The sequence below is a fragment of the Streptomyces sp. NBC_01410 genome (assembly GCF_045040195.1).
Lineage (GTDB): Bacteria > Actinomycetota > Actinomycetes > Streptomycetales > Streptomycetaceae > Streptomyces.
This window is the reverse complement of the sequence record NZ_CP109530.1, coordinates 1,401,286-1,420,563: the sequence shown is the minus strand read 5'-3', so window position 1 is coordinate 1,420,563 and position 19,278 is coordinate 1,401,286. Positions and strand designations below refer to the sequence as shown.

Annotated in this window: 22 protein-coding genes and 1 riboswitch; of the genes, 11 read left to right on the top strand and 11 right to left on the bottom strand. The window is 69.8% G+C overall.

All coding sequences use genetic code 11. The features are described 5' to 3' along the window. Positions 1-16 precede the first annotated feature (16 nt). From OG741_RS06550 to OG741_RS06540, 3 genes are all read right to left on the bottom strand, one after another. Positions 17-493 carry a C40 family peptidase gene (locus OG741_RS06550; protein ID WP_405595871.1) on the bottom strand — a complete coding sequence of 159 codons (477 nt, stop codon included), beginning with the start codon at positions 491-493 and terminating at the stop codon, positions 17-19. Between the two features lie 3 nt (positions 494-496). Further along, a riboswitch (cyclic di-AMP (ydaO/yuaA leader) is annotated at positions 497-681 on the bottom strand. Positions 682-995: 314 nt separating this feature from the next. Beyond that, positions 996-1,304, bottom strand: a complete 309-nt coding sequence (locus OG741_RS06545) for a hypothetical protein (protein ID WP_405595870.1) — start codon at positions 1,302-1,304, stop codon at positions 996-998. A 7-nt stretch (positions 1,305-1,311) separates the two neighbouring features. Next, positions 1,312-1,947, bottom strand: coding sequence for a ClpP family protease (locus OG741_RS06540; protein ID WP_405595869.1), 636 nt, complete (start codon positions 1,945-1,947; stop codon positions 1,312-1,314). Between the two features lie 72 nt (positions 1,948-2,019). On the opposite strand from OG741_RS06540, the gene OG741_RS06535 reads away from it, so the two are divergent. The 8 genes from OG741_RS06535 (at position 2,020) to OG741_RS06500 (ending at position 8,914) form a co-directional block, all read left to right on the top strand. Then, the gene (locus OG741_RS06535) at positions 2,020-2,301 is read left to right on the top strand and encodes a type II toxin-antitoxin system Phd/YefM family antitoxin (protein ID WP_266488231.1); all 282 of its coding nucleotides are present in this window, start codon (positions 2,020-2,022) and stop codon (positions 2,299-2,301) included. 333 nt (positions 2,302-2,634) lie between these two features. Continuing rightward, a complete protein-coding gene (locus OG741_RS06530) occupies positions 2,635-2,937 on the top strand; it encodes an urease subunit gamma (RefSeq protein WP_266488229.1) in 303 nt (100 codons plus the stop codon). Between the two features lie 14 nt (positions 2,938-2,951). Further along, the gene (locus OG741_RS06525) at positions 2,952-3,263 is read left to right on the top strand and encodes an urease subunit beta (protein WP_405595868.1); all 312 of its coding nucleotides are present in this window, start codon (positions 2,952-2,954) and stop codon (positions 3,261-3,263) included. Next, positions 3,256-4,977 (top strand): urease subunit alpha, encoded by a 1,722-nt coding sequence (locus tag OG741_RS06520; protein ID WP_405595867.1) that lies wholly within the window; start codon positions 3,256-3,258, stop codon positions 4,975-4,977. Before OG741_RS06525 ends, OG741_RS06520 begins: the two co-directional genes overlap by 8 nt. Before the next feature lie 2 nt (positions 4,978-4,979). After that, positions 4,980-5,753, top strand: a complete 774-nt coding sequence (locus tag OG741_RS06515) for an urease accessory protein UreF (RefSeq protein WP_405595866.1) — start codon at positions 4,980-4,982, stop codon at positions 5,751-5,753. Between the two features lie 19 nt (positions 5,754-5,772). Next, complete coding sequence (gene ureG, locus OG741_RS06510; RefSeq protein WP_405595865.1) at positions 5,773-6,450, top strand: urease accessory protein UreG; 678 nt, start codon at positions 5,773-5,775, stop codon at positions 6,448-6,450. Continuing rightward, on the top strand, positions 6,447-7,187 hold the full coding sequence (locus tag OG741_RS06505) for an urease accessory protein UreD (RefSeq protein ID WP_405595864.1): 741 nt from the start codon (positions 6,447-6,449) through the stop codon (positions 7,185-7,187). The genes ureG and OG741_RS06505 overlap by 4 nt, the downstream gene beginning before the upstream one ends. A gap of 149 nt (positions 7,188-7,336) precedes the next feature. Next, on the top strand, positions 7,337-8,914 hold the full coding sequence (locus OG741_RS06500) for an alpha/beta hydrolase (RefSeq protein WP_405595863.1): 1,578 nt from the start codon (positions 7,337-7,339) through the stop codon (positions 8,912-8,914). An 85-nt stretch (positions 8,915-8,999) separates the two neighbouring features. On the opposite strand, the gene OG741_RS06495 is transcribed toward OG741_RS06500, so the two are convergent. Further along, a complete protein-coding gene (locus OG741_RS06495) occupies positions 9,000-10,058 on the bottom strand; it encodes an NAD-dependent epimerase/dehydratase family protein (protein WP_405595862.1) in 1,059 nt (352 codons plus the stop codon). A gap of 65 nt (positions 10,059-10,123) precedes the next feature. Continuing rightward, positions 10,124-10,831 carry a lysophospholipid acyltransferase family protein gene (locus OG741_RS06490; protein ID WP_405595861.1) on the bottom strand — a complete coding sequence of 236 codons (708 nt, stop codon included), beginning with the start codon at positions 10,829-10,831 and terminating at the stop codon, positions 10,124-10,126. Positions 10,832-11,123: 292 nt separating this feature from the next. On the opposite strand from OG741_RS06490, the gene OG741_RS06485 reads away from it, so the two are divergent. Beyond that, positions 11,124-11,666 (top strand): ATP-binding protein, encoded by a 543-nt coding sequence (locus OG741_RS06485; protein WP_405595860.1) that lies wholly within the window; start codon positions 11,124-11,126, stop codon positions 11,664-11,666. Between the two features lie 185 nt (positions 11,667-11,851). On the opposite strand, the gene OG741_RS06480 is transcribed toward OG741_RS06485, so the two are convergent. The 5 genes from OG741_RS06480 to OG741_RS06460 all read right to left on the bottom strand — a co-directional run bounded on the left by OG741_RS06480 (position 11,852) and on the right by OG741_RS06460 (position 16,336). After that, positions 11,852-12,010 (bottom strand): hypothetical protein, encoded by a 159-nt coding sequence (locus OG741_RS06480; RefSeq protein WP_266488210.1) that lies wholly within the window; start codon positions 12,008-12,010, stop codon positions 11,852-11,854. Positions 12,011-12,084: 74 nt separating this feature from the next. Continuing rightward, positions 12,085-13,038 (bottom strand): cytochrome c oxidase assembly protein, encoded by a 954-nt coding sequence (locus tag OG741_RS06475; protein ID WP_405595859.1) that lies wholly within the window; start codon positions 13,036-13,038, stop codon positions 12,085-12,087. Positions 13,039-13,135: 97 nt separating this feature from the next. Then, on the bottom strand, positions 13,136-14,161 hold the full coding sequence (locus OG741_RS06470; RefSeq protein ID WP_405595858.1) for a 6-phosphofructokinase: 1,026 nt from the start codon (positions 14,159-14,161) through the stop codon (positions 13,136-13,138). Between the two features lie 178 nt (positions 14,162-14,339). Next, positions 14,340-15,068 (bottom strand): type 1 glutamine amidotransferase, encoded by a 729-nt coding sequence (locus OG741_RS06465; RefSeq protein WP_405595857.1) that lies wholly within the window; start codon positions 15,066-15,068, stop codon positions 14,340-14,342. Between the two features lie 29 nt (positions 15,069-15,097). Next, entirely contained in the window at positions 15,098-16,336 is a 1,239-nt protein-coding gene (locus tag OG741_RS06460; RefSeq protein ID WP_266488203.1) for a MurT ligase domain-containing protein, read from the bottom strand. 115 nt (positions 16,337-16,451) lie between these two features. Here OG741_RS06460 and def point away from each other — a divergent pair, with 115 nt between their 5' ends. Beyond that, complete coding sequence (gene def / locus OG741_RS06455; protein WP_405595856.1) at positions 16,452-16,988, top strand: peptide deformylase; 537 nt, start codon at positions 16,452-16,454, stop codon at positions 16,986-16,988. A gap of 118 nt (positions 16,989-17,106) precedes the next feature. On the opposite strand, the gene OG741_RS06450 is transcribed toward def, so the two are convergent. After that, the gene (locus OG741_RS06450; protein ID WP_405595855.1) at positions 17,107-17,766 is read right to left on the bottom strand and encodes a TetR family transcriptional regulator; all 660 of its coding nucleotides are present in this window, start codon (positions 17,764-17,766) and stop codon (positions 17,107-17,109) included. Positions 17,767-17,951: 185 nt separating this feature from the next. Here OG741_RS06450 and OG741_RS06445 point away from each other — a divergent pair, with 185 nt between their 5' ends. Further along, a complete protein-coding gene (locus tag OG741_RS06445) occupies positions 17,952-19,178 on the top strand; it encodes an acyl-CoA dehydrogenase family protein (RefSeq protein WP_405595854.1) in 1,227 nt (408 codons plus the stop codon). Positions 19,179-19,278 lie beyond the last annotated feature (100 nt).

The window sequence follows — 19,278 nt, the reverse complement described above, 5'->3', positions numbered from 1 at the left end:
CGATGAGCCACCGCCGTCAGCGCACCCGGCCGTACCAGACTTTCTTGGTCCAGATCTTCTCCAGCTTCACCCAGGAGCCGCTCTTCGGCGAGTGCCAGATCTTGCCGCGGCCGGCGTAGATGCCCACGTGGTAGACCCGGCTGCCGTAGTGGAAGAACACCAGGTCTCCCTTCTGCCGGGAGGAGGCCGGGACATGACGGGTCCTGTTGAACTGCTGCTGGGCGGTACGCGGGAGCTTTTTGCCCGCCTTCTTGTACGAGTAGAGCGTCAGCCCTGAGCAGTCGAACCGGGAGGGACCCGCGGCGCCGAACCTGTAGGGCGCCCCCTTCTTCGAGGCGGCGACCTTGAGTGCCGTTTTCGCGTGGGTCGCTGCCGCGTAGGCCTCGGGAACGGCGCCAGGTGCCAGCAGCGAGCCGCCGACGGCGGCGAGGGTCAGGGCCGACACGGCACCCGCCCTGGTCATCAAGTACGGGACATGAATCTGCGCAGTCATGCGCAACCCTTCGTCAGCCGCCTGTGAAGGATGACCTGTCGGGTTCGGACGGACGAAGATGCCCGGCCGCGGATGCGGCTTCACCCCGAGGGACCGCCGGGCCGTCCGGCTGTCCCGTTCTGCTTGGGTCCTCCACTCCTGCCGATGCACTCCTGTCGACCAGACATCCGGAGCGGCGGCAGGACTCGGCGTCCGCCCGGACCGCCCCGCCGAGGTGGCGGGGGCTTGTCGTCCCAGGGATCTTGACCCACTCTGTGCCGAATTTCCGAGTTGAAACGGCCGTTTGTGAGCTTCGCCACCCCTGACCTGTTCGGGTGGACAGAACGGATTTACGGACGGGTACGTGACAGTTGAGGAGTCTCGCACCAGCACCGGAACAAGTCATTCCGCCAGATCGGTAGTCATGGCGCGCAAGTTGTGCGTACTCGCTGAGGGGTCGTCGAGTCCATCGAATGGGGGATGCACCCCGGTACCCTGATGGCGTACGGAAGCCGCTGCTTCGTCAACTCATTGCCGGGGGCGGCATCGTCACCCGGCGCGCCCGCCGCTCGCCGTCGAGCACCCTGAGTGCTTCGGCGAGCGTCGCCGCATGCACTTCGCTCTCCCCGCGCATATGCATCAGCGTCAGGGCGTCCTTGAGCGCCTCGGCCCGTCCGACCAGCGCCTGTGCCGCGCGGAGTGCGCCATAGGTGTGCGTGCCACGGGCCGGGTTGATCCGCCCCAGCAGGTCGAGGACTTCGAGATAGCTGTCGACGAACTCGCATTCGGCGCGGGTCAGTGCCGGAAGTGGCGGCTGTTCGGGTGGCAGCATCCGGCGCTCACCTCGAACCGGCGGCGGAGAGTGAAGTCTTGCGGTTCTTGATCACATGGTCCACCAGTCCGTATGCCCTGGCGTCCTCGGCGTCGAAGATCTTGTCGCGCTCCAGATCGGCGTCGATCCGCTCGGAGGTCTGGCCGGTGTGGCGTACGAGCATTCCGGCGAGTTGGGTCCGCAGCCGCAGCAACTCCTGTGCCTGGATCTCCAGATCGGACGGCTGGCCCTGCAACGGCTCATCGAACGCGGGCTGCTGAAGGACGATCCGGGCGCCGGGCAGTGCCATCCGCTTGCCGGGGGCCCCGGCCGAGAGCAGCAGCGCGGCGGTGGAGGCGGCCTGACCCAGGCAGGTCGTCTCCACATCGCAGGTGATGACCTGCATCGTGTCGTAGATCGCGGACATGGCGCTGAGCGAGCCGCCGGGGGAGTTGATGTAGAGGGAGATGTCGCGGTCCGGTGCCGCGTACTCGAGGTGCAGGAACTGCGCGATCACATCGTTGGCGGCGGTGTCGTCGACGGCGGTGCCGAGGAAGATGATCCGCTCGTCGAGCAGCTTCGAGTACGGATCGAGAGTGCGGTTGCCCGTGCTGGTGCGCTCGGTGAAGTGGGGCAGGACGTAGCGGGCGGCGGGTCGGTTCATGACGTACGTCTCCTCTCGCACGGCCCATCTGTAAAAAATGTACAGGATGTACAGGCCGTTATGATGGGGAGCATGGCCTACGAGATTCCGGTGACGCAAGCCCGCGCAGAGCTCGCCGAACTGATCAACCGCGTCGTCTACGGCGGGGAGCGCGTCGTCGTGACCCGCCACGGAAAGCCGCTCGTGGCGCTGGTGTCCGCCGCTGACCTGCAACGACTTGAGCGGGATCAGGAGGCGGCCGAGGAGCAGGTGATCAGTTCGGTCTCCTCGCTCGGCTCGGCCGCATCCGCTACCGGCGAACGGGGGCGCTTCGGTCTCGCGGCCGAGCACCGGCGCCCGGATGAGCGCCGCTGACCACGGCCCGGCGCACCGAAGGGCCGCGCGCCCCCGGACGGCCGACGTCCGTATACGACCTCGGTCCTCGTCCGTACGGGCCAAGGGGCCGGGTGAAAGCCCAGTAGGTGAGCACCACCGCAGCGAGGCTCATCGCCCCTGCGCAGGCGCTGATGTCCCTACGTGTCCGTCCGTGTCCCGGCGTGAGACCGAGATCAGTTAACGCGCCGGAAAAACTCTCCGCCTAACGTTCAACCGCTCGCCGTGAGACACCCGCGCGTTGGTCAACAGACTGTTGGCGTGGGTCAGCTTCGCGCTGCACCCGGGCGGGCCGGACGACTGTGAGGTGGACGCGTGCAACTCTCCCCGCACGAGCAGGAACGACTGCTCATCCATGTGGCCGCCGACGTGGCGGAGAAGCGACGGGCGCGCGGGGTGCGGCTCAATCACCCCGAATCCGTCGCCCTGATCACTTCGCACATCCTCGAAGGCGCCAGGGACGGCCGCACCGTCGCCGAACTCATGGCCTCGGGACGCAAGGTCCTCACCCGCGCCGATGTCATGGAGGGCATCCCCGAGATGATCCATGACGTTCAGGTCGAGGCGACCTTCCCGGACGGCACCAAGCTCGTCACCGTCCACGACCCGATCGTCTGAAGGGAAGGCCGCCGATGATTCCCGGAGAGATCCTGCTCGCCGAGGGCCGCGTGTCCCTCAACCAGGGCCGTGAGGTCACCCGCCTTCCCGTCGTCAACGCCGCCGACCGGCCCGTCCAGGTCGGCTCCCACTACCACTTCGCCGAGGCCAACCCCGGCCTGGAATTCGACCGTGCCGCCGCGCGCGGCCTGCGGCTGAACATTGCCGCGGGCACCGCCGTGCGCTTCGAGCCCGGCATCCCGGTCGACGTCGAACTCGTTCCCTTCACCGGCCGACGCGTCATCGCGGGCCTGCGCGGAGAGGTCGGAGGCGGTCTCGATGCCTGAGCTGAGTCGCGCCGTCTACGCCGATCTCTTCGGCCCCACCACCGGCGACCGGATCCGGCTCGCCGACACCGACCTTCTCGTCGAGATCGAGCAGGACCGTTCCGGCGGGCCCGGACTCGCGGGCGACGAGGCCGTGTTCGGCGGCGGCAAGGTGATCCGCGAGTCGATGGGCCAGTCCCGTACGACACGGGCCGAAGGCGCACCAGACACCGTCATCACAGGGGCGGTCGTCATCGACCACTGGGGCATCGTCAAGGCCGACATCGGCATCCGCGACGGGCGCATCACCGGCATCGGCAAGGCCGGCAACCCCGACACGATGGACAGCGTGCACCCCGATCTCGTCATCGGGCCCGAGACCGAGATCATCGCGGGCAACGGCAGGATCGTGACCGCGGGCGCCATCGACGCGCACGTCCACTTCATCTCGCCGACCATCATCGACCAGGCCCTCGCGACCGGTGTCACCACGCTCGTCGGCGGCGGCACGGGACCGGCCGAGGGCACCAAGGCCACCACCATCACCCCCGGGCCCTGGCACCTTGCCCGGATGTTCGAGGCGATGGACTCGTTCCCCGTGAACATCGGCCTGCTCGGCAAGGGCAACACGATGTCCCGCGAGGCCATGCACTCCCAACTGCGCGGCGGGGCGCTCGGGTTCAAGATCCATGAGGACTGGGGGGCGACCCCCGCCGTCATCGACGCCTGCTTGAGCGTGTGCGAGGACACGGGCGCCCAGCTCGCCATCCACACGGACACCCTGAACGAGGCGGGCTTCGTCCAGGACACCCTCGCCGCGATCGCGGGCCGCACCATCCACGCGTACCACACCGAGGGCGCCGGCGGCGGGCACGCACCGGACATCATCACGGTCGTCGGTGAGCCGCACATACTGCCCAGCTCCACCAACCCGACCAGGCCGCACACCGTCAACACCATCGAGGAACACCTCGACATGCTGATGGTCTGCCACCACCTCAACCCGGCCGTACCCGAGGACCTCGCCTTCGCCGAGTCCCGGATCCGGCCCTCCACGATCGCCGCCGAGGACATCCTGCACGACCTCGGCGCCATCTCGATCATCTCCTCCGACGCCCAGGCCATGGGGCGCGTCGGCGAGGTGATCATGCGTACCTGGCAGACCGCCCATGTGATGAAGAAGCGGCGGGGAGCACTGCCCGGAGACGGCCGTGCCGACAACCACCGGGCACGTCGCTATGTCGCCAAATACACGATCAACCCCGCCGTCGCCCAGGGCCTCGACCACGAGATCGGCTCGGTCGAGACCGGCAAGCTCGCGGACCTGGTGCTCTGGGATCCGGCCTTCTTCGGCGTCAAGCCGCAGCTGGTCATCAAGGGCGGCCAGATCGCGTACGCGCAGATGGGCGACGCGAACGCCTCCATCCCGACCCCCCAGCCGGTCATGCCGCGGCCGATGTTCGGCGCGCTCGGCAGGGCGCCCGCGGCGAACTCGTTCAACTTCGTCTCCCGGGCGGCCATCGAGGACGATCTGCCCGAACGCCTCGGCCTGGGCAAGAAGTTCGTGCCGATCACCAGCACGCGCCGGGTCACCAAGGCCGATATGAGGGAGAACGACGCGCTCCCGCGTGTCGAGGTCGACGCCGACACCTTCACGGTGACGATCGACGGCGAGCCGGTCGAACCGGCCCCCGCGGCGGAGTTGCCCATGGCCCAGCGCTACTTCCTGTTCTGACCATGGACGATCACTCCCGCGTGCGGGCCTTCGGAGGGCCCGGCGCCACGCATACGGCCGGCGGCCGCGCCGCCGTCCCGGACCCAGGTCCGATCGGCGGTCCGGCAGCGCCCGCGGCCCGCGCCGCGCTGCTCGTTCTCGCCGACGGCCGGTTCCCCGCCGGTGGGCACGCCCACTCCGGCGGAGCCGAACCGGCCGTCAAGGCGGGCCGCATCCGCGATGCCCGGGACCTGGAGGCCTTCTGCCGGGGGCGGCTGCACACCACCGGTCTCACCTCGGCGGGGCTCGCCGCCGCGGCCGCCCTCGGCCTCGACCCCCTCGCGCTCGATGCCGCCGCCGACGCCCGTACCCCCTCACCCGCCCTGCGGGCCACCGCCCGCAAGCTCGGCCGCCAGATGATGCGCGCCGCCCGCTCCACCTGGCCGAGTCCCGAACTGGACGCGCTCGCCGCGGCGTTCCCGCGCGGCACCCACCAGCCGATCGTCCTCGGGCTCGCCGCCCGCTCCGCCGGACTCGGCCCCGAGGATGCCGCGCACTGCGCCGTGTACGAGTCGGTCGGCGGACCGGCCACCGCAGCCGTACGCCTCCTCAGCCTTGACCCCTTCGAGGCCACCGCCGTCCTCGCCCGCCTCGCACCCGCCATGGACGAAGTCGCCGCACAGGCCGCACACGCAGCGCGCGAGGGTGTCGACGCGCTGCCCGCCGCGTCCGCCCCGCTGCTCGACATCACGGCGGAGGCGCACGCCGCCTGGCCCGTACGCCTCTTCGCCTCGTAAGACATCAAGGAGCCGCACCATGCATCTCGACCACTCGCACTCCGGTCCGGGGGCCGTCAGCGCCGACGCCGTACGCCCCGACGGCACCCGGCGCGCCCTGCGCATCGGCCTCGGCGGCCCCGTCGGCTCCGGCAAGACCGCAACCGTCGCCGCGCTCTGCGGAGCCCTGCGCGACCAGCTGTCCATCGCCGTCGTCACCAACGACATCTACACCCGCGAGGACGCCGAATTCCTGCTCCGCAACGCCGTACTGCCGCCCGAGCGCATTCAGGCAGTCGAGACCGGAGCCTGCCCGCACACCGCCATCCGCGACGACATCTCCGCCAACCTCGAAGCCGTCGAAGACCTGGAGGAGAGCGTCGGACCGCTCGATCTGATCCTGGTCGAGTCCGGCGGCGACAATCTCACCGCGACCTTCTCCAAGGGACTCGTCGACGCCCAGATCTTCGTCATCGACGTCGCGGGCGGCGACGACATCCCGCGCAAGGGAGGCCCCGGTGTCACCACCGCCGATCTGCTCGTCGTCAACAAGACCGACCTCGCGCCCCATGTCGGCTCCGACCTCGGCCGGATGGCACAGGACGCCAAGGAACAGCGCGGTGAACTCCCCGTCGCCTTCACCTCGCTGAGGGGCGAGGACGGCGTGCGCCCGGTCGCCGACTGGGTGCGCGCCCGGCTGGCCGCCTGGACCGCATGAGTATCCAGGCAACCGCCCGCGTCGTCGCCACCCGCGACGGCCTGCCGGTACTCACAAGCGACGGACCGCTCGCCCTGCGCCGTACGCGCGCCGCCGGTCCCTACATCCGTGTCACCGTCGTCGGCGCGATGAGCGCACCGCTCGGCGGCGACCGGCTGGCGATCGAGGCGGAGGCGTCCGACGGGGCACGGCTCCGCGTCGACTCCGCCGCCGCGACCATCGCCCTGCCCGGCCGCACCCCCGAACAGGCCCACTACGACGTGTCGTTGACGGTCGGCGAGAACGCCGAACTGCGCTGGCTGCCGGAGCAGCTCATCTCCGCGTCCGGCAGCGATCTGCGGATGCGTACGCGCGTCGAACTGGCGGCGAGCGCACGGCTGGTGCTGCGCGAGGAGCAGATCCTCGGCCGCCACGGCGAAGAGCCCGGCGCCCTCGCGAGCCGCCTCACCGTCCACCGCGCCGGACGTCCGCTGCTGGACCAGGAAGTGGCCTACGGTCCCGGCGCGCCCGGTGGCTGGGACGGCGGCGCGGTCCTGGGGGGACACCGCGCCGTGGGCCAACTCCTCGTCGTGGACCCCGAGTTCGATGAGAAGCCCGCCCAGCCGCGGCTGTTGGGCGAGAGCGCGGTGCTCACACCGCTTGCCGGTCCTGCCTACCTGGTCACGGCCGTCGCGCCGGACGCCCGCCAACTCCGGTCCGTACTCGACGAAGCGCTGAGCGCGGAGCTGCCCGAGTAGGGCGAACCAGGTGATTTCGCTGTACCGCTGAACGGGACACTACTTACCGGTATTGGTTCGGTAAAGAAACACCAGTACGACCTGTTCCCGGCAGCCCCACAGACGAAAGGATCCCCCGGAGAACTCGACAACAGAAGGGGGAGTTCTACGTGAGACGCACAGCAGTGCTCGGCTCGGCCGGCACTCTGATCGCGGGCACCCTCATCACGGGCGCGATCACCGCTCCGGCAGCCAACGCGACCGGCAGCCACAGCGGTTGGTCCGAGACACGTGGTGTTCAGGTCGCCGCGGAGCGGGCCGCGAAGAAGGGGATCGACTGGGCGGACTGCCCCGCGGACTGGGGATTTGCCAAGCCCATCCAGTGCGGATGGGTGAGCGTGCCGCTCGACTACGCACGCCCCAACGGCAAGCAGATCAAGATTGCCGTCGACCGAATAGGCAACACCGGCACCAAGGCCGAGCGCCAGGGAGCCCTGATCTACAACCCGGGCGGCCCCGGCGGATCGGGCATGCGCTTCCCGACCCGGGTCACCAACAAGAACCCGCTCTGGGTCAACGCGTCGAAGGCGTACGACTTCGTCGGCTTCGACCCTCGGGGTGTGGGCCACTCGGCCCCCATCTCCTGTGTCGACCCGCAGGAGTTCGTGAAGGCGCCGAAGGCCGACCCGGTCCCGGACAGCGAGGCCGACAAGCGCGCCCAGCGCAAGCTCGCCGCCGAGTACGCGGACGGGTGCGCCGAGCGCAGCGGCTGGATGCTGCCGCACATGACCACGCCGAACACCGCGCGCGACCTGGACGTCGTCCGGGCCGCCCTCGGTGAGAAGAAGCTCAACTTCCTGGGCGTCTCCTACGGCACCTACATCGGCGCGGTCTACGCGACGCTCTTCCCGGGCCATGTGCGCCGGATGATCGTCGACAGCGTCGTCAACCCCTCGCGGGAGAAGATCTGGTACGAGGCCAACCTCGACCAGGACGTCGCCTTCCAGATGCGCTGGAATGACTGGAAGGCCTGGGTCGCCAAGAACGACGCGACCTTCCACATCGGGGACACCCCCGAGAAGGTCGAGCAGCAGTGGCTGAAGCTGCGGGCCACCGCCAAGAAGAGCCCCCTCGGCGGGGTCGTCGGACCGGCGGAGCTCATCAGCTTCTTCCAGAGCGCTCCGTACTACGACTCCTCCTGGGTGCCCGTCACCCAGACCTGGAGCAAGTACCTCGCGGGTGACACCCAGGCACTGGTCGACGCTGCGGCGCCGGACCTGTCCGACACCAAGGGCAACATCGCCTCGGAGAACGGCAACGCCGTCTACACGGCCGTCGAGTGCGCGGACGCCAAGTGGCCGACCAGCTGGAAGAAGTGGGACCGGGACAACACCCGGCTCCACAAGGACTACCCGTTCATGACGTGGGCCAACGCCTGGATGAACCTTCCGTGCGCCACGTGGTCGTCCAAGCAGCAGAACCCGCTGTACGTGAAGACGGGCAAGGGTCTGCCGCCGGTGCTCATCGTGCAGTCGACCCGTGACGCCGCCACTCCCTTCGAGGGCGCCGTCGAGCTGCACAAGCGGCTCAAGGGCTCGCGTCTGATCATCGAGAAGGACGCCGGTTCGCACGGTGTGACCGGTCTGGTCAACCCGTGCATCAACCAGCGGGTGGACGCCTACCTGGTCAGCGGCACGCTGGACAGCAGCGACGTGACGTGCACCCCGCACGCCACGCCGAAGCCGTAGTCACAGCCGATACGGGGGAGGGGCGGCCGGTTCCGGCCGCCCCTCCCTATTCGAGCGACCTGCCCAAGGCGTAGTGCCCGCAGGCTCAGTTCGCTCCCCAGCCGTGTTCCTCCAGCCACGCGTCCTCGTCCGCATACCCGAAGAGGTCGCCGTGCGGAGCGTACTGCGCGGCCATCTTCGGGAAGGCGTCCGTCCATTCCCTGCCGCTCAGCTGCCCGGCGAGCCACTCGACGGTCGCGGGCAGGGAGTCTTCGTAGCTCGTCACGGCCCGGTAGCCCAGCTCGCGTTCGGCTGCCGCCATGTCGTACACGACCGAATGCTCGGCCGTCCAGGGCGTCTTGCCCACGGAGTCGCTGGGCGGGCCGCCCTCCAGCAGTACGCTCTCGCCCCGGTGGCCGAGCACCCGGTCGATCGCCGCGCCGATCTCGGCGACCGTCGGCGCCTCGGGATCACCGGCGTTGAGCACCCGCGAGCCCGGCGTCCGGGCCGCGAGCCGGATCAGCTCGGCGAGATTGGCGACATGCACCGGATGGAACCGGCTGCGGCCGCCGTGCGCCAGCACCCGTACCGGGCGGCCGTCCAGTGCCCGCTTCACGAAGTACAGCTCACGCGGGGTGCGGCAGTACGGTCCATGGATCGCGCCCGCGCGCAGCAGCGTCGTCGGCAGAGCCGCGCCCGCCGCCAGCAGCTCCTGCTCCAGGGCCACCTTGCGGGTGCTGTAACTCGCTTCCCCGGGCGCGACGGTGGGCTGGGTCTCCGGGATCGGCACCGGGTAGCGGGGAAAGCCGCCCGGCTCGCCCTGGGTGTCGAAGCTGCGTCCCTCGTCGTCCGCGTACACCGCGCCACTGGAGATCACGACCGCCGAACCGATCCGGTCCGCGAGACCCTTCAACTGCCGTGCGTGGCCGCTCCCGTAGGCGACCATGTCAACCAGCACGTCGCAGCCGTCGCCGAGCGCCGCGGACAGCGCCGCGTCGTCCTCCCGGTCGGCGCGCACCGCGCGCACCCCCTCGGGCCAGCTCCCGTCCCGGCCGCCGCCGCGCGAGAGCGCCCGTACCTCCCAGCCGTCCGCGGCGAGGGCGCGCACCGCGGCCCGCCCCACCTGTCCTGTCGCTCCCAGCACAACTGCGCTTCCCGTGGTCATACGAGGCACGCTAGGCGTGGGGATCACGCCGGGCCCAGAGCGGTTCGCCGAGCGCGCATCCGCTCTCAGCTTCTTCGCCGGGGGAACTTCTTCACCGGCTCCAGCTCCGCCTTGACCTCGGCGGCGTAGCGGTCCACGTACTCCTGGCCGGACAGTTCGAGGATCGCGTACATGATCTCGTCGGTGATCGCGCGGATGGCGGCCTTCTCGTTCTCCATGCCCGCGTACCGGGAGAACTCCAGCGGCTCCCCGAACCGCACGGTGACCCGCTTGATCTTCGGCAGGACCTGCCCGGGCGGCTGGATCTCGAAGGTGCCCACCATGGCGCACGGCACGACCGGTACCCGGGCCCGCAGCGCCATCACGGCGACGCCGACCTTGCCCTTGTAGAGCCTGCCGTCGTGCGAACGCGTGCCCTCGGGGTAGATCCCCAGTAGCTCGCCCTTGCTCAGCACCCCGAGCCCCTCACGGATCGCCGCCTGGCCCGCCTCCTTGCCGGAGCGGTCGACCGGGATCTGCCCGGCGCTGTGGAAGAAGGCGGCGGTCAGCCGGCCCTTCAGGCCCGGCCCGGTGAAGTACTCCGCCTTCGCGAGGAAGGTGATGCGCCGCTTGATGATCGCGGGCATCAGGAAGTGGTCCGAGAACGACAGGTGATTGCCGGCGACGATGGCCGCGCCCTCTTCGGGGATGTGCTCGAGTCCCTCGATCCTGGGCCGGAACAGCAACCGCAACAGCGGCCCCAGAATGACGTATTTGAGCACGTAATAGAACAATTGAGGGTGCTCCTCACTTGGTCCGGATCGGCTTCAGGGCTGCGTTGTGCCAGGTCATCGGGCACGCCGGGGGGTCAGTCTAGGTGCAGGTCTTACCGGGCGTAAGCGTCCGGGGCCGGAATAGTGACGACCGCACGCCAACCGCTGTCGCTTGCTCCGCATGGGCGATGTGTTGCGGTCTCGGCCACCCGAGGTCAATCTTGTTGGTGACCCAGAAGCGACACTTGCTCACTCTTCGCACTCGGGGTCCCTAGCCGAAGAGCTGACCAGGTCGCGGTGAGGAGTAACGGTCATGCACGTCACGGCCGCCTGCCGCTACACCTTGGAAGTGCAGGCATCGACAGAACGGATTCCCCAGATCCGGCGCATTCTTGCAGCGCATCTTCGGTACTGGAGTCTCGAGGACCACATTGGACCGGTATGCCGCGCGGTCGACGAACTCGTCGGCAACGTCGTCCACCATGTGAAGGGCGACAAGACGTGCGTGGTGGAGCTGCGCTGGACGGGCAGGCATCTGATCGCATCCGTCGCGGACAAGGACCGCAGGATGCCGCGGGTGACCAGTTCCTCCCCCAAGAAGGGCGGACTGGCCACGGTCGCCGTGCTCAGCGACAGCTGGGGCACGTGCGGCACAGCCACCGGCAAGGTGATCTGGTTCAGCCGTCGCGTCAAGGAAGTGCAGCGTGTCCTTCGTACCGCGCCGGTCTCGATGCCGCCCGTCCGCGAGTTCAAGCCGCTGCCGAGGAGCCTGGCGTTCCCCGAGGACGAGGTGTCCGCGGTGCCGGCGAAGGTCCGCGAGCCGGACCGCGCCGTCACGCCCGCCGGGGTCGGATGACGGCAGGGGCCACGCGCGTGAGCCGTACGGGCGATTCGCATCGCCCGTACGCGCGGTCCGCCCGCGCGGCCCCTAGGGCGGCCGCCCCACGGCCTGGCACAGGACCTTCGTCAACGGCTGCGAATTCGACGCGGCGACCGGGGACGTCCTCCGCTTCTGAGCGGCTCCGTCCCCGGTGCTCCCCGTCAGTTGCCGCGCGAAGCGATCACTCCGATCGTCACCAGGCCGAGCACCACCCAGCCGAACCAGAGCCAGCCATTGCTTCCGAGTGCCGCCGTGTACGCCGTCACGACCACCAGGGTCCCGACGGTGAGCACTCCCATCGCCTTCGTGGATCCGGACATGCGCGCCCTCCTCCGACGGCTGCGGCCGTCGACCTCATGGTCACCCGTGAAGTGGGCCTCGCGCTACTGCCCGGTTACTGTCCGCGTGCCTGGAGCGAGGCGAGATACGCGTTGTACGCCGCGAGATCCTTGTCGCCGTCCCGGTCCGCGGCCCGGTCCATGCGCTTGGCCTGCCGCAGTTCGGAGCCGTACCACTGGAAGACCAGCGCGATCAGCACCAGCACGGACGGGATCTCGCTGAAGGCCCAGGCGATACCGCCGGCCGCGTTCTGGTCGGTGAGCGCGTCGATGCCGAGCGAGGCCGGCGGATTGCTGTACGCGCTGATCATCGGCTCGGTCGCCATCATCAGGGCGATGCCGAAGAAGGCGTGGAACGGCATGCCCGCGAAGAGCTCCAGCATCCGGATCACATAGCCCGGCCGGTGCGGCCCCGGGTCGATGCCCATGATCGGCCAGAAGAAGACGAGGCCCACCGCGAGGAAGTGCACCATCATCGCCAGATGCCCGGTCTTGGACTCCATCAGGAAGTCGAAGAGTGGGCTGAAGTAGAGCCCGTACAGGCTCGCGATGAACAGCGGGATCGTGAAGGCCGGGTGCGTGACGATCCGCATGTAGCGGCTGTGCAGCAGGGCAAGCAGCAGCTCGCGCGGCCCCTTGCTGCCGCGACGGCTCGCGACCGGCAGCGCGCGCAGCGCCAGCGTCACCGGCGCCCCGAGCAGCAGCACGATGGGGGAGAGCATGCTGATCACCATGTGCTGCACCATGTGCACGCTGAACATGACCATGCCGTAGTCATTGAGCTTGGTGCACATCACCAGGGCCACGCTCAGCACGCCGACCGTGAAGCAGACGGTCCTGCCGACCGGCCAGCTGTCCCCGCGCCTGCGCAGCCGCAGCACGCCCCAGCCGTACAGGCCGAGTGCCAGCAGACAGCCGACGAGAAAGAACGGGTCCGGTGAGAACTCGAGCCCCCGCCCCAGCGTGAACGGCGGCAGATCCATCGTCATGCCGTGCCCGCTGTGATCCATCCGCTCGCTCCCGATTCGCGCTTGTTGTCCGGACCAGACTAGAACCGCCCCCGGCCGCAGCAGCGGCCGGGGGCGGTTCCAGTCGTTTGCTACCGAATCAGAGCACGCACTCGGCCTCGGCATAACGTTCGGCCGGGACGGTCTTCAGCGTCTCCACGGCCTCGGCCAGCGGCACCATCGTGATGTCGGTGCCGCGCAGCGCCGTCATCATGCCGAACTCACCGCGGTGCGCGGCCTCCACGGCATGCCAGCCGAAGCGGGTGGCGAGCACTCGGTCGTACGCGGTCGGGGTGCCGCCGCGCTGGACATGGCCGAGGATCACCGCACGGGCCTCCTTGCCGAGCCGCTGCTCCAGTTCGACGGCGAGCTGCTGGGCCACGCCTGCGAAGCGCTCGTGCCCGTAGATGTCCTTGCCGCCCTCGTTGAACTTCATCGACCCCTCGCGCGGCTTGGCGCCCTCCGCCACCACGACGATCGCGAACTTCTTGCCCGCCGAGAAGCGCTCGCCGACCCGCTGGGTCAGCTCTTCGATGTCGAAGGGACGCTCGGGCACCACGATGGCGTGCGCGCCCGCGGCCATGCCGGAGTGGAGCGCGATCCAGCCGGTGTGGCGGCCCATGACCTCGACGATCAGCACCCGCTGGTGCGACTCGGCGGTGGTCTTCAGCCGGTCGAGGGCCTCGGTGGCGACGCCGACGGCGGTGTCGAAGCCGAAGGTGACATCGGTCGACGCGATGTCGTTGTCGATCGTCTTCGGGACGCCCACGATCGGCAGCCCGGCCTCGGAGAGGAGGTTGGCGGCCTTGAGGGTGCCTTCGCCGCCGATCGGGATGATCGCGTCGAGACCGAGCTCGGCGACATGGCCCCTGGCCCGCTCCACACCGTCGCGCAGATGCGCGGGCTGGACACGGGAGGAGCCGAGAATCGTGCCGCCGCGGGCGAGAATGCCGCCGACCGCGTCAAGGTCGAGCTTTCGGTAGTCGCACTCCAGAAGGCCCTTCCAGCCGTCGTGGAAGCCGATGACCTCGTCGCCGTGGTCGACGACGGCGCGGTGTACGACGGAGCGGATGACGGCGTTCAGACCGGGGCAGTCGCCGCCGGAGGTGAGCACACCAATGCGCATAGCCCGAAATACCTTTACAACGTGGGCAGAGTCCCGGACCACGTCGTCCGGTCGGATCCCCGCCACCCTACCGGCGCCGGGTGACGGGGCCGAACCGGATGTCCGACTGATGGACGTCAGCTTTCTGTCAGCCGGGCTGTCAGTCGGACACTCGGGCGGGCAGTCGGGCGGGCTGCTGTCAGGCGGGCTGGGTCGCGGAGGCGATGCGCTCGGCGCGCAGCGCCTCGTACCACCGGTCGTCCGTCGGCGGCAGCGCGTTCACGTCGAGGGCCAGCTTGAGCAGCAGATCCGCGATCTGCGGATTGCGCGCCATCACGGGGCCGTGCATGTACGTGCCGAAGACGGTCTCGTTGTACGCGCCCTCGGTGCCGTCGCCGGTGCCGTTGCCGCGGCCCAGGATGGTGCGCGCGAACGGACGGGCCGACGGGCCGAGGTGCGTGATGCCCTGGTGGTTCTCGAAGCCGGTCAGCTGCGGCAGGCCCAACTGCGGGTCGATGTCCGCCAGTACGTCACCGACGCACCGGTCGCCCTCGCCGCGCGTGGAGATCACATCGATCAGGCCCAGGCCCGCCTCGCGCTCGCCGAGGTCGTTGATGAACTCGTGGCCCAGGATCTGGTAGCCCGCGCAGACCGAGAAGATGATCGCGCCGTTGGACGCGGCCCGGCTCAGCCCGCCGTCGCGGCGCAGCCGCTCGGCCGCGAGCCGCTGCGGCCGGTCCTCGCCGCCGCCGATCAGATAGATGTCGCCGGAGGTGGGGACCGGCTGGTCGCTGCGTACGTCGACGCGCATCACATCCAGGCCGCGCTGCCGGGCCCGGCGCTCGACGACCAGCGCGTTGCCCTGGTCGCCGTAGGTGCTGAGCAGGTCGGGGTAGACCCAGACCAGACGCAGGCTGTTGTCGCTCATGCTCATAAGTCCTTTTCGGGGTCCGCGGGTCAGTTGCCGACGCGGCGGCGCACGTCCTGGAAGGCGGTGTAGTTGGCGATCAGCTCGATCCGCCCGGGCGGGGAGAGCTGCACCGCCTCGTCGACGCTCTCGCACACCCGGAAGTCCAGGCCCGCGACTTCGAGCCGTACGGCCAGGTCCAGCCGGCGGTCGCCGATCACGAAGATCGGGTGACCGGCGAGCCGGGTGTAGTCGACGTCCCAGAGCCAGGAGGTGTCCGTGCCGTCGGCGCCGCGGGCGTTGACCGAGAGGATCACCGGGGTCGGCGGCGGGTCGATCAGGGAAAACGTTTCGAGCCAGCCGGCCGGGTTCTTCGCCAGCAGCAGACGCAGATCGCGGCCGAGGAAGGAGACGACGTCATAGCGTCCGGCGACGGCCTGCACGGAGTACATGCGCTCCAGAGCGACCTGCGGCGGCACGCCGAAGCAGGCCGCGACGGCGGCCGAGGTGGCGGCGTTCGCCTTGTTCGCGCGGCCGGGCAGCTGGAGGTGGATCGGCCAGGCCGAACCGTGCGGGTCGAGGACATGGTCGCCGCTGAGCACCCAGCTGGGGGCGGGACGGCGGAAGCCGCACTCGCCGCAGAACCAGTCGTCGCCCGGGCGCTGCATCACACCGCCGCAGGACGGGCACGACCAGGCGTCGTCCTTCCACTCCTGGCCGGCGGCCACCCACACGACGTTGGGCGAGGAGGAGGCGGCCCACACGATCAGCGGATCGTCGGCGTTGGCGATGACCATGGCCTTCGTACCGGCCAGACCCTCGCGCCACTTCTCGGCCAGCATCCGGGTCTCGGCCGCGCGGTCCAGCTGGTCGCGCGACAGGTTGAGCAGCGCGATGGCCTTGGGCGTCACATCACGGGCCACGCCCGCGAGGTACTTCTCGTCGACCTCGATCACACCGAACTTGGCGTCGGAGCCACCGGCCAGCGCCGAGGTGATGCCCGCGGGCATATTGGCGCCGAGCGCGTTGGAGACGACCGGTCCGCTGGCCCGCAGTGCCTCGGCGATCAACCGGGTCGTCGTGGTCTTGCCGTTGGTCGCCGACACGAGGACAACGTCCAGGTGCTGCGCCAGCCGCCCCAGCAGATCGGGGTCGAGCTTGAGCGCGACCCGGCCGCCGATCACCGATCCGCTGCCGCGTCCGGCGGCGCGCGACACCGCCGCAGCGGCCTTGCCTGCCGTCACGGCCAGCTTGGCGCGCGGCGTCAGGGGCTCCGAGTTGCCTGACATCGTCCTTGATCCTCCTTGCATCGGTCCGGCCCAGCCTATCGAGGTCCGGCCAGGCGCCCGTACGGCGGCACCGCCGGAGAACGTGGAGGTCATCGAGGACCGTACCCTTACGGCCATGCGAAACCGGCCCATCCCCGGCAGTTCTGGACTCGTGAAGGCCATGAGCCTGCTCGGGGATCCGCTGCTGCACGCCCCCTGTGAGCCCGTCACGGACTTCTCGCCCGCGCTGAAGCAGCTGGTCGAGGACATGTTCGCGACGATGTACGCGGCGCAGGGCGTGGGCCTCGCGGCGAACCAGGTGGGCGTCCCGCTGCGGGTGTTCGTCTACGACTGCCCCGACGACGAGGACGTCCGCCATCTCGGACACATCGTCAACCCGCGTCTGGTGGAGGCGGACGGGGTCACCGTGCGCGGACCGGAGGGCTGTCTCTCGCTGCCCGGCCTCGAAGCCGGGACGGAGCGCTTCGACCACGCGGTGGTGGAGGGCGTGACGGTGGACGGGGAGCCGGTGCGGGTGGCGGGCACCGGGTTCTTCGCGCGGTGCCTGCAGCACGAGTGCGACCACTTGGAGGGGCTGGTCTACACGGACCGGTTGAGGGGGTGGCGCCGGGCGAGGGTGCTGCGGGCGGCGCGGCGGGCGAAGTGGGGGTAGGCGGTGCTGCTACGCGGGGCTGGGTGTGCGGCAGGGCCGCACATCCAGCCCGTCCGGCGTTTGAGGACATGCGGCCGAAGGTCGCATACGGGGGTCACGACCCGCCGCAGGCGCCCCGTCAGAACCCCGGACTCCCCGCGCGGTCCGCCGCCGCCGCCAGCCGGCCCCAGAGCATGTCCGCCAGGCAGCGCACCAACTCCGCGCGGGAGCAGGGGCGTTCACCCAGCCACCAGTCCCCGGCCGCGTGCATCATGCCGACGATGCCGTGGCCCCACACCCGGGCCAGCTGTTCGCTGCCCGGACCGAGGTCGACCCGGTCGTGGATGACCTTCGCCAGCTCCTCGCCGAGCCGGCGCAGCAGCGGCGCAGAGTGGCGGCCGACGTCGAAGGCCCCGTCCGGACTCGCGTCCGCGGGCTGGTGGTCCTCGGACGGATGCATCAGGAAGCGGTACACCTGCGGCCGTGCCTCGATCGCCGCGAGATACGTGTCGAGCGTGGCCTCGACCCGCTCGCGCCGGTCGGCCGGGGCGTCGACAGCGGCTCGCAGTGCGTCGAGCAGCGCGTCGGTGTGGCGCTTGGCGAGGGCCCGGTACAGGCCGCCCTTGTCGCCGAAGTGCCGGTACAGGATGGGCTTGGTGATGCCCGCTTCCGCGGCGATGGCGTTCATCGACGCCTGTGGCCCGTCCCGGAGCACCACCCGGTCGGCCGCCTCCAGCAGCTCCCGGCGCCGCTGGTCGGCAGTCCGCTGCTGGCCCGCCGCCTGCTGTGTGGTCTCCATAGGTGTTTCTCCCCGCCCGAGCGATTGCGCGACGCCTGGGATTGCGCGGCGCCTGCGCAACGTAACACCATGCCAGACCGTCCAGTGGATCGGCCCGTAGCCGGTTGACAGGGGCTACTTGCCGGTAACAGACTCTGGTTACCGCAAGTAACATGTAAAGCGTCACCGCAGTACTGGAGGGGAACATGGCCGAGTTCACGTTCGAGCTCAACGACGACCAGAAGCAGGTCCGCGACTGGCTGAACGGGTTCGCCAAGGACGTGATGCGCCCGGCCGCCGCGGAATGGGACGAGCGTGAGGAGACCCCCTGGCCGGTGATCCAGGAGGCGGCCAAGGTCGGAATCTACTCCCTCGACTTCTACGCCCAGCAGTTCTTCGACCCCACCGGCCTCGGCGTCCCCGTGGCGATGGAGGAGCTCTTCTGGGGTGACGCGGGCATCGGTCTGTCCATCGTCGGCACGGGACTCGCGGCCGTCGGTGTCCTCGCCAACGGCACCCAGGAGCAGATCGGCACCTGGATCCCGCAGATGTACGGCGACGTGGACGATCTGAAGCTCGCGGCCTTCTGCTCCTCCGAGCCCGACGCGGGCTCCGACGTCGGGTCCATGCGTACCCGCGCCGTCTACGACGAGGCCACGGACGAATGGGTGCTCAACGGCACCAAGACGTGGGCCACCAACGGCGGCATCGCCAACGTCCATGTCGTCGTCGCCGTCGTCGACCCGGAGATCGGCTCCAAGGGCCACGCCTCCTTCATCGTCCCGCCGCGCACACCCGGCCTCTCGCAGGGCCAGAAGTTCAAGAAGCACGGCATCCGCGCCAGCCACACGGCCGAGGTGGTCCTGGAGGACGTCCGCGTCCCCGGCCACTGCCTGCTCGGCGGCAAGGAGAAGCTGGACGAGCGTCTGGCCCGGGCGCGCGAGAGCGTGAAGAAGGGCGGCGAGCGCGTGAAGAACGCGGCGATGGCCACCTTCGAGGCGTCCCGCCCGGCGGTCGGCGCGATGGCGGTCGGCACCGCCCGTGCCGCGTACGAGGTCGCGCTCGACTACGCCATGACCCGCAGCCAGTTCGGCCGCCCGATCATCGACAACCAGGGCATCGCCTTCCAACTGGCCGACATGCGCACCCAGATCGACGCCGCACGGCTCATGGTGTGGCGCGCCTCGTGGATGGCGGCGGCGGGCAAGCCCTTCGAGTCGGCCGAGGGCTCGATGTCGAAGCTGTTCGCCTCCGAGACCGCGAAGAAGGTCACGGCCCAGGCCATCCAGATCCTCGGCGGCAACGGCTTCACCCGGGAATACCCGGTGGAGCGCATGCACCGCGACGCCGCGATCTACACGATCTTCGAGGGCACCAGCGAGATCCAGCGCCTGGTGATCGCCCGCACCCTGTCGGGCATGCCGATCCGCTAGGTCCTGTCCGGTCGATCAGGCCGGATCAGTGAGCGGGGTCTGGCGATGGGGGTACCTCCCGTGCCCGAAGGGCTACGGGGGAGAGGTGCCGCGCCAGGGC